General features: G+C 43.9%; 9 protein-coding genes. 5 read left to right on the plus strand and 4 right to left on the minus strand.

The window, feature by feature from the left end; translation table 11 throughout:
• Positions 1-473 precede the first annotated feature (473 nt).
• From WAM07_RS11070 to nei, 4 genes are all read left to right on the plus strand, one after another.
• The gene (locus WAM07_RS11070; protein WP_422166846.1) at positions 474-737 is read left to right on the plus strand and encodes a transcriptional regulator SplA domain-containing protein; all 264 of its coding nucleotides are present in this window, start codon (positions 474-476) and stop codon (positions 735-737) included.
• Positions 731-1,759, plus strand: coding sequence for a spore photoproduct lyase (gene splB / locus WAM07_RS11075; RefSeq protein ID WP_422166848.1), 1,029 nt, complete (start codon positions 731-733; stop codon positions 1,757-1,759). The genes WAM07_RS11070 and splB overlap by 7 nt, the downstream gene beginning before the upstream one ends.
• Before the next feature lie 189 nt (positions 1,760-1,948).
• Positions 1,949-2,818, plus strand: coding sequence for an SDR family oxidoreductase (locus tag WAM07_RS11080; protein WP_422166850.1), 870 nt, complete (start codon positions 1,949-1,951; stop codon positions 2,816-2,818).
• 67 nt (positions 2,819-2,885) lie between these two features.
• Positions 2,886-3,725, plus strand: coding sequence for an endonuclease VIII (nei, locus tag WAM07_RS11085; protein ID WP_422166852.1), 840 nt, complete (start codon positions 2,886-2,888; stop codon positions 3,723-3,725).
• A gap of 25 nt (positions 3,726-3,750) precedes the next feature.
• On the opposite strand, the gene WAM07_RS11090 is transcribed toward nei, so the two are convergent.
• The 4 genes from WAM07_RS11090 to mnmE all read right to left on the minus strand — a co-directional run bounded on the left by WAM07_RS11090 (position 3,751) and on the right by mnmE (position 8,363).
• Positions 3,751-4,242 (minus strand): metallophosphoesterase family protein, encoded by a 492-nt coding sequence (locus WAM07_RS11090; RefSeq protein WP_422166862.1) that lies wholly within the window; start codon positions 4,240-4,242, stop codon positions 3,751-3,753.
• Positions 4,243-4,338: 96 nt separating this feature from the next.
• A complete protein-coding gene (gene rsmG / locus WAM07_RS11095) occupies positions 4,339-5,055 on the minus strand; it encodes a 16S rRNA (guanine(527)-N(7))-methyltransferase RsmG (RefSeq protein ID WP_422166854.1) in 717 nt (238 codons plus the stop codon).
• Positions 5,056-5,072: 17 nt separating this feature from the next.
• Positions 5,073-6,962 (minus strand): tRNA uridine-5-carboxymethylaminomethyl(34) synthesis enzyme MnmG, encoded by a 1,890-nt coding sequence (gene mnmG, locus WAM07_RS11100; RefSeq protein ID WP_422166856.1) that lies wholly within the window; start codon positions 6,960-6,962, stop codon positions 5,073-5,075.
• A gap of 24 nt (positions 6,963-6,986) precedes the next feature.
• Positions 6,987-8,363: a tRNA uridine-5-carboxymethylaminomethyl(34) synthesis GTPase MnmE gene (mnmE, locus tag WAM07_RS11105; protein WP_422166858.1), complete on the minus strand. Its 1,377-nt coding sequence runs from the start codon at positions 8,361-8,363 to the stop codon at positions 6,987-6,989.
• Positions 8,364-8,732: 369 nt separating this feature from the next.
• On the opposite strand from mnmE, the gene WAM07_RS11110 reads away from it, so the two are divergent.
• A protein-coding gene (locus tag WAM07_RS11110; RefSeq protein ID WP_422166860.1) for an IS3 family transposase occupies positions 8,733-10,075 on the plus strand; the annotation gives its coding sequence in 2 pieces (ribosomal slippage) (positions 8,733-9,174 and positions 9,174-10,075; 1,344 coding nt in all).
• The last annotated feature ends 184 nt before the right edge of the window (positions 10,076-10,259 follow it).

The raw sequence follows: 10,259 nt of genomic DNA on the forward strand, positions 1-10,259 counted from the left end.
GATGCGGAACGAAGGTGGTAGCTGCAACCGCTTTGTCACCTGCAAGCTCCGTCACGCGTTCTGCCTGAGAGATTTCATACGGTTGTAAATTCAAACGCTCGGTCGTTAATGGCCAATTCATAGAAAATAACTCCTTTTTAACAGATTATTCAAGATACACTCCCGATACTGGAAGACTTGATTTCGAGAGAGGTTGGTTTGTGAGGAAGGTCCTGCGGGGACGATTTTACTTTCCGACCCTGCGTCGTGCAGGGCCGTGGGAAGCGAGCCGATCCCTTGAGCCCCTTTCTCTACAAAAAGCTCGAAAATGAGTCTTACAATAACCACCCTATTGTGTAAGAACTCTGTTCCAAAATTAATTTAGATAGAAACACCATTTTATTTAGTTAACTTAAGAAAATAAATCCAACTTGTCTAATAAATTTCAGGTTTTGTGGAAAAATGAACACAAACTATGGAAAGCAGGTGTGGTTATGGAATTTCAAGAATCCAACTATCGTGCGGGAGATATAGTATACGTCATCTATCGCAACCCGCATACGTATGATGTGGCCAATGTACAGGAAGCAGCCGTCGTGAAAGATCCAGAAAATCCAGGTGATTTAGCCCTTTTTCTATATGAAACGTATTTCCCGCTGGATTCTGAGATTGCTGTATATGCCTCTCAAGGTGAAGCTGAACGCGCCTATCATGATACATTTGGCGGCGGGATTGAACCGGAGGGACTGCAGTGGTAAAGCCATTTGTTCCCGAACTTGTCTACATCGAACCCGGAGCCCTGAAATACCCGCTAGGTAAAGAACTGAAAGAAAAATTTGAAGATATGGGTATTGAAATTCGCGAGACCACCTCCCATAACCAGGTCCGCAATTTACCAGGAGAAAATGATTTTCAGAAATACCGGATGGCGAAATCAACGCTGGTAGTCGGTGTTAGAAAAACATTGAAATTCGATACCTCCAAACCTTCAGCAGAATACGCCATTCCATTTGCGACAGGATGTATGGGCCACTGCCACTACTGTTACTTACAAACCACGATGGGCAGTAAACCTTATATCCGCACCTATGTAAATGTCGAAGAGGTGTTTGAAGCGGCAGAAGCTTACATGAAAGAGCGGGCGCCGGAAGAAACAAGATTTGAAGCTTCTTGTACCTCTGATATCGTTGGCGTCGATCACCTCACACACACCTTAAAGCGGGCGATCGAATATTTTGGTCAATCTGAGCATGGGCGCTTACGTTTTGTAACCAAATTCGCACACGTCGATCACTTGCTTGATGCGAAACACAATGGTCGTACACGTTTCCGGTTCAGTATGAATGCAGATTACGTAATCAAATACCTGGAGCCGGGTACCTCTCGTCTGGATGATCGAATTGAAGCAGCCGTAAAAGTAGCGGAAGCTGGTTATCCTTTAGGATTTATCATTGCCCCTATTTATCTGTACGAGGATTGGAAAGAAGGTTACCGGATATTATTTGAGAAGCTTTATGATAAGCTTCCGGAACAAGCAACAAAAGATCTTACCTTCGAATTGATTCAACATCGGTTTACCAAGCCTGCCAAGCGCGTCATTCAAAAAAATTATCCGATGACCAAGCTTGAAATGGACGAAGAAAAGCGAAAGTATAAATGGGGCCGTTATGGAATCGGAAAATATGTTTACCAGAAGGATGAACAGAAAGAGATGCAGGAAGTACTGGGCGGGTATATTGAGCAATACTTTCCTGAAGCCAGATTAGAATACTTCACCTAATTCTTGACCCTGACCACTCCACAGCATTCCGTCCAATCGACAGAAAACGATAAAAGAGTTGATTCTGAATCCATACAAGCATTTTTCTATAGAAAGTGTAAGAACTCCTTTCTTTTGTTTACCTTTTTCCTAATTGTGGAATGAGGATATTACGATATTATAGTGATAAAACAAAAGGAGGATTTCAATATGGATCGTTCACAAAAGCAAACTCAAGGACAGCCTAAACAGGAACAGGAAAAGCAGCCTGGTGTGGAAGGTCAGTTAGATCCTCAACCGCTTCAAGCTGATGAGGATTATCAAAGTGGAAATAAATTAGTCGGCAAAGTAGCTCTGATCACAGGAGGAGACAGTGGAATCGGCCGTTCGGTAGCCATTGGCTATGCGAAAGAAGGGGCAGACGTTGCGATTTCCTACCTCGAAGAACACGAAGATGCGGAATATACGAAAAAACAAATAGAAGAGCAGGGCCGCCGCGCTATTCTAATTCCTGGTGATGTAGGAGAAGAATCTGTTTGTAAGGACGCTGTCGAACGTACAGTCAATGAACTGGGTCAGCTTGACATTCTAGTAAATAATGCAGCTGAACAGCATCCAACCGATGATTTAATGGATATTACGGCAGAGCAATGGGAAAGCACGTTCAAAACGAATATCCATTCCATTTTCTATATGACAAAAGCAGCGATTCCTCACTTGAAGAAAGGAAGCTCCATCATCAATACAGCTTCCATTAACCCTTATACCGGAAATGCGCAGCTCGTCGATTATACCGCAACGAAGGGCGCTGTAGTGGCCTTTACTCGTTCCATGGCCAAACAGCTCGTGGATAAAGGAATCCGCGTGAATGGAGTGGCTCCTGGTCCAATCTGGACACCATTAATTCCTTCTACATTTGAAGAGGACAAAGTAGAACAGTTTGGGACGAACACGCCAATGGGACGTCCTGGTCAGCCTGTAGAACACGTAGGCAGTTACGTTCTCCTTGCTTCTGATGATTCTACGTACATGACTGGCCAGTTTATCCACATCAATGGCGGTCTGTACACTTCCAGCTAAAGCGTTATTTCTTGCCAAAAGCTCTCTTCTTTTACACAATAAATAGAAGAAGAGAGGAGAACTGTATATGCCAGAGGGTCCAGAAATAAGAAGGGCGGCTGATCACGTGGAAAAAGCGTTGACCGGCCGCCCTGTGCTTGAACTATCTTTTGCTTTTGAGCAGCTTAAGGATTATGAAGAGATGTTTCAAGGAGCTATGATTAAGCGTGTTGAAACCCGTGGAAAGGCCATGCTGATCCGATTCGATCAGGGCTTAACCATCTATTCTCATAATCAGTTATACGGGAAATGGTACGTCCGAAACGCCTATAATTATCCGAAGACCAACCGTCAGCTAAGGCTTGCCATTCACAACGAAAAGAAATCAGCGCTGCTTTACAGTGCCTCTGATATTGAGGTGTTAAAGGATGAGGAAGTAGAAGAACATCCCTTTATCGCTAAAGTCGGTCCAGACCTTTTAAATGAATCCGTTACGCGTGAAGAGCTGGTAGAGCGATTTAAAGATAAAAGTTTCCGTAGAAGAAAATGGAGTTCATTACTGTTAGATCAGGCTTTTATCGCTGGAGTCGGGAATTATCTGCGGAGTGAAATTTTGTTTTGTGCGAACATTCATCCTGAACTTAGACCGGCCGATTGCACAGAAGAGCAGCTTAGAAAAGCAGCCGGAGCCTGCATAGACCTCATGTGGCGTTCTTATGAGAATAAAGGAATTACGAATGATCTTGAACTTGCTCACCGTTTAAAATCGGAGGGAGCAAAGCGATATCAATATCGGCATTGGGTATTTAACCGCGAAGGTCAGCCATGCCGCATAGATGGAACAGAAATAATTAAATACAAGGCAGCTTCCAGACGGTGTTATTACTGTCCGACCTGTCAGGCTAAGACCTCCAGCTCCGGGAAATAGGGAGCAGGGGGTCTTTGTTAGGTCTCTAGGAGAAGAAAACATGCTCGGCGTGGATGTTTTCTTCAATCCTGAGAATACCAAAAGAGTAATAAGGCAGCTTCCGTTTATCTGTAACAGACCCTGGATTAAATAACATCACTTTGTTCATGTATCGGGTAACGGGCAGGTGGGAATGACCAAAAATAATGATATCCACTTCCTCACCTTTAAATCCTTCGACCGCCCTTTTTTCCGTCGTTTTTTTCTCTCCATGACCGTGAATCAGACCAATTCGAAAACCATTCAGATCTATCGTCTGCTTGTAAGGAAAAATGGATTGAATGTCTTCCCCATCTACGTTTCCATAAACGCCGTAGACGGGTGGTCCATACCCTTTCAGCTCTTCAACCACTTCCTTCGTCTGCCAGTCTCCGGCATGGATAATGGCGTCAGCTGAAGGCAGTTCCTCAATAAACCTCTCCGGTAGAGATTTGCCCTTTTTAGGCATATGAGTGTCTGATAGTACAACAATTTTCATCATGTCGTCCCCCTTCTTCTTTACTTCTACCCGCTTAATAAAACCATGAGACAAAAAAATCCCCCTTCGGCTCCTTAGAGCGTAAGGGGGATTCGATTACTGAATCGGTGCTTTATTTGGTGTACCGGCTTTACGCGGGTATTTCTTAGGTGTTTTCCGGCGCTTTTCAATAATCGCAATATTTCTTTCACTATCCTCTTCAGGAAGGGTGAACGTATGCACGTTTTCCACCTCTCCTCCGACTGTTTGGATAGCAATCGCTGCATCTTCCATTTCATCGGCCAGGTTAGGTCCTTTCATAGCCATGAAATGCCCGCCTTTAGCTGTTAAAGGCAGACATAATTCACTCAGTACGGACATTCGAGCGACAGCGCGAGCCATGACAAGATCATAACCTTCTCGGAATTTCGCGTTTTTACCAAAGTTTTCGGCACGATCATGGTAAAAAGCCACGTCATCCAACCCTAATTCGTGGGCTAAGTGATTCAAAAAAGTGATTCGTTTCTTTAATGAATCGACAATCGTCACTTTCAAGTGCGGGAACACAATTTTAAGCGGCAGACTTGGAAATCCTGCTCCTGCTCCGACATCACAAATTCGTAAGGGCTTGGTAAAATCATAATAAAACGAAGCGGTCAAAGAGTCATAGAAGTGTTTAAGATAAACACCTTCCTTGTCCGTAATCGCCGTGAGATTCATTTTTTCATTCCATTCCACAAGGATTTCGAAGTACTTGTGGAACTGCTGCTGCTGCTGTTCGCTTAATTCAATACCCTGGTTCTTAAGCGATTCGAGAAAGGTGTTGATATCCATGCTTCCATCCTTTCGTTTTATTCACCCGATACGCGAGCAATTTTTCCTTGTTCGATATAAACCAGTAATATAGACACGTCAGCCGGGTTCACTCCGGAGACACGTGAAGCCTGCCCCACAGATAATGGGCGAACTTCTTTGAGACGGTCGCGGGCTTCTGTAGCAAGTCCATGAATGTCATCGTAATCAATGTTTTCAGGAATCTTCTTCGTTTCCATCTTCTTCATACGTTCGATTTGCTCGAGCGCTTTTTTGATATACCCGCTGTATTTAACCTGAATTTCTACTTGTTCCTTCACATCTTCCGGTAGTGAGACCTCACTAGGGGTTAGACGCTCCAGGTGACTGTATTTCATTTCAGGACGCTTCAGTAAATCAAGGGCACGTACCGCTTCCTTCAAGCGGGTGCCTCCCGCTTCTTCAATGACAGCCTGAACTTCTTCTGTTTCCTTCAGAATGACTTTATCTAAGCGAGCTTTCTCTTCTTCGATCCGCTGCTTTTTCTCAAGGAAGCGCTGATAGCGTTCTTCAGGAATTAATCCTAGTTCGTATCCTTTTTCAAGCAGACGTATATCTGCGTTGTCATGACGAAGCATCAAGCGGAATTCTGCACGAGACGTGAGAAGACGATATGGTTCGTCGGTACCTTTGGTCACGAGATCATCAATCATTACGCCGATATAGCCTTCTGAGCGGTCGAGAATTAACGTTTCGAGATCCAGTGCTTTCGCAGCTGCGTTAATTCCTGCCATCAGCCCTTGACCGGCCGCTTCTTCGTAACCGGAAGTTCCGTTTAATTGTCCGGCGGTGAACAGTCCGGAAATTTGCTTCGTCTCCATAGTTGGCCATAATTGAGTCGGGATAATGGAATCGTACTCAATGGCATAGCCTGCCCTCATGATTTCCGCATTCTCAAGTCCAGGTACCGTTCTCATCATTTCGTTCTGTATATACTCAGGCAGAGAAGTGGAAAGACCCTGTACATACACTTCTTCTGTATCGCGACCTTCCGGCTCAAGGAAAATCTGGTGCCTTGGTTTATCATTAAAGCGCACGATTTTATCCTCAATTGAAGGGCAATACCGTGGACCTGTGCCTCTGACAGCGCCTGAATACATCGCAGACAGCGTTAAATTATCATCAATAATTTTGTGAGTTGCTTCGTTCGTATAAGTCAGCCAGCAAGGAATTTGATCCGTAATAAACTCTGTCGTTTCATAAGAGAACGATCTTGGTTCCTCTTCGCCCGGCTGGATTTCCGTTTTGGAATAATCCACCGTGTGGCTGTTTACTCTCATTGGTGTTCCCGTTTTAAAACGGACCATATTTATTCCCAGTTCCTCCAGCTGCTCGGAAAGAGAAACCGTAGAACGCTGGTTATTCGGACCGCTCTCGTAGGAAAGATCTCCAATCAGGACACGCCCACGCATGAACGTTCCCGTCGTTACGATAACGGTTGGAGCATAATAAGCCGCTTTTGTTTCTGTAACGACTCCTTTAATTTCATTATCCTCAACAAGAAGCTTCTCCACCATTCCCTGGCGAAGAGTTAAGTTTTCCTGGTTTTCTAGAATTCGTTTCATTTCTTTAATATATAGTGGTTTGTCTGCCTGAGCTCTCAGTGCTCGTACGGCAGGACCTTTTCTTGTATTAAGCAGACGCATTTGAATGTGCGTTTTATCAATTACTTTACCCATAGCGCCGCCAAGTGCATCCACTTCACGAACTACGATTCCTTTTGCCGGCCCGCCAATCGAAGGGTTACACGGCATGAAAGCGACCAGATCCAGGTTGAGAGTAAGCATTAACGTTTTGGCACCTCTGCGGGCTGCTGCAAGACCAGCTTCTACCCCTGCGTGGCCGGCACCGATTACGATTACGTCATAATGCCCAGCATCATAAGTCATTTATTGTCTCTCCTTTGTTGTTGTTTATTTCCCTAAGCAAAACTGTGAAAACAACTGATCGATCAAGCTTTCGTGTACAGTATCTCCGATAATTTCACCAAGAATTTCCCACGTCCTTGTGACGTCAATCTGTACCACATCGAGCGGTACTCCCATTTCCATACCGTTTTGGGCATCTTCAAGGGCTTGCTTGGCCTGCTTGAGCAACTGCACGTGACGGACGTTGGATACGTACGTCATATCTCCCGCATCAAGTTCCCCTTCAAAGAAGGTATCGGCAATCGCATTTTCAAGCTGATCTACACCCTTTTCATGAATTAATGAGGTCGAGATCACGGGGTTATCTCCGGCAAATTCTTTCACCTGATCGATATCTAATTTTGGTTCCAAATCCATTTTATTAACAATAACAATAATATTCATGTCACGAAGAGCATCAAATAGCTGCTTATCGTCGTCATTCAGCTCATCTCCATAGTTTAACACAAGAAGGATGAGATCGGCTTCCTCTAATACTTGTCTGGATCGTTCCACACCAATTCTTTCGACAATATCTTCGGTTTCCCGAATACCAGCCGTGTCGATCAGACGAAGCGGAACTCCGCGAACATTGACATATTCCTCAATCACATCACGAGTCGTTCCGGGAACTTCCGTCACAATCGCTTTATTTTCGTGCACCAGTGTATTCATTAAGGACGATTTTCCGACGTTAGGTCGTCCGATAATGGCCGTTCCTAAACCTTCTCTTAATATTTTCCCCTGACGGGCGGTCTGCAGAAGATTCGAGACTTCTTCATGAACTTCTTTCGTCTTCTGCTCCATCATTTCATGAGACATTTCTTCGACGTCATCATACTCGGGGTAATCAATATTCACTTCTACGTGAGCTAAGGTTTCAAGCAGTTTCTGTCTTAGCTGCTGAATAAGGTTCGATAGTCGTCCATCCATCTGCTTTAGAGCAACGTTCATAGCTCGATCCGTTTTCGCACGAATCAAATCCATCACGGCTTCCGCTTGAGACAAATCAATCCGGCCATTTAAGAACGCGCGCTTCGTAAATTCACCAGGTTCGGCCAGGCGTCCTCCACTTGCTAAGACGATTTCAAGGACACGGTTCACTGAAACCAGCCCGCCGTGGCAGTTAATTTCAACGATGTCTTCCCTCGTAAAAGTCTTAGGCGCACGCATAACGGAAACCATTACCTCTTCTGCTGTCTCTCCCGTATCAGGATCTATTATTTTACCGTAGTGCATCGTGTGGGAGTCGACTTCGTTTAAATCCTTTCCACGAAACAAATCTCCAGCTATAGAGACAGCTTGAGGACCACTAAGTCGAACGATTGCTATGGCTCCTTCTCCCATAGGGGTAGATATGGCAGTTATCGTATCTGTTTCCACACGCGCTCACCTCCTCATGTTGCTATTTTATATTTATCCACAAAGTAGAATTTATTGTAGTCACTAACTTAATAGAATATCATATCTGTCCGGTAATTGAAAAGATATCAACAACCTGTCAAAGCCGTTTTTCCTTTAATTCCATTATCCACATGTGTATAACTCATTATTCAACGCGCTCATTTAAATCTCCATATAGATTATTAAAGAAAAGCTCCCGTTAGTTGAAGACTCAATTTCGAGACTTTTGTGAGAATTTGGTCCTGCTGGGAACGACTCGCTTTCCGCGGGCATGTGTTGAGCCTCCTCGAGCTTTGTAATGACCCCCAAATGTTGGACACCTTATGAAAATTAGGAGGGACCCAACATATGTCTATACTTACTTCTCAAGAAAAGCACCTGATCGTCCAGCGTTATCTCACGGAAAATGTCAGTTTCCGTGACTTAGAAAAAGAGTTGGGAGTGGATAGTTCTTCCATCCGTTATTGGGTGAAATTAGCCGAATATCATGGTAGTGAAGCCTTCGACTTCCCCTATACAAACTATTCAGCTGCCTTTAAACTAAAAGTAATTCAACATATAGAGGAAGAAGAAGATTCGATTCGAGAAGCTTCAGCTATGTTTCACATCCCCGATTTCTCCATGGTACGCCGATGGCGTAAGAAGTGGCTGGAAGGCGGAAAAGAAGCCCTTGAATCTACAAGGAAGGGGCCAACACAGATGACGTCTCATAAGAAGAAAGAAGATTCAATGGATTCTTATGAAGCCTTAAAGAAAGAGAATGAACGCTTACGGATGGAAAATGAATACTTAAAAAAGTTAGAGACCTTAGCTCAAAAAAAGAAAGCATCTCGAAAGAAGAACAAGCGCAAGTAATCGATGAGTTAAGGTTTCATTTTCCAGTTAAACAGCTGACGGAAATAGCTGATATCCCTAGAAGTACCTATTACCATTGGAAAGAAAAGCAACTAGAGCCAGAAACGGACCGACCATTAAAGGAGCTTATCACCTCCATTTTTAATGAACATAAAGGTCGCTACGGCTATCGCCGCATTGAAAATGAGCTTCGTAATCTCGGTTATGAAGTGAACCATAAAAAAGTCTATCGTCTTATGAAAGAACTGGGGCTTCAGTCTACGGTGAAAATGAAGAAATATCGTTCTTATAAAGGGAAAGTTGGTCAAACGGCTCCAAACATCTTAAATCGGAATTTCAAGGCGCATCAGCCGAATCAGAAATGGGTGACAGACATTACGGAGTTCAAGCTATTTGGCGAGAAGCTTTATCTTTCCCCTGTCTTAGATCTATTCAATGGAGAAATCATCACGTACACAATTGGTTCCAGACCCACCTATTCCTTGGTGAACAACATGTTAGACCAAGCATTTGAACGCCTTCATCCATCGGATGAACTGGTTATGCACTCCGACCAGGGATGGCATTACCAAATGGCACCCTATCGAAAGAAATTGAAAGACCATCAAGTTACCCAAAGCATGTCCAGAAAAGGGAATTGTCATGATAACGCCGTTATGGAGAACTTTTTCGGTATCATGAAATCGGAATTTCTTTATTTAAGAGAATTTGAAAGTGTGGCCCATTTCAAACAAGAATTAGAGAGATATATCCATTATTATAATCATAAACGCATCAAATCGAAGCTCAGAATAAGCCCCATTTCCTATCGAGCCCGCTTTCAAGAATCGGCGTGATAATTTTAATGAATGTGTCCAATTTTAAGGGGTCAGTTCATTGCTCGAGGAGGCTCAGCACATGCCCGCGGAAAGCGAAATCGTCCCCCGGAGGGCCTTCCTCATAACCCAATATCTCGAAATCAAGTCTTCAACTAACGGGAGCTTATCTGTAATAAGCACCTCAGATAATGATCAGTATAAT

It is taken from the genome of Halobacillus sp. (assembly GCF_049282395.1).
Taxonomy (GTDB): domain Bacteria; phylum Bacillota; class Bacilli; order Bacillales; family Halobacillaceae; genus Halobacillus.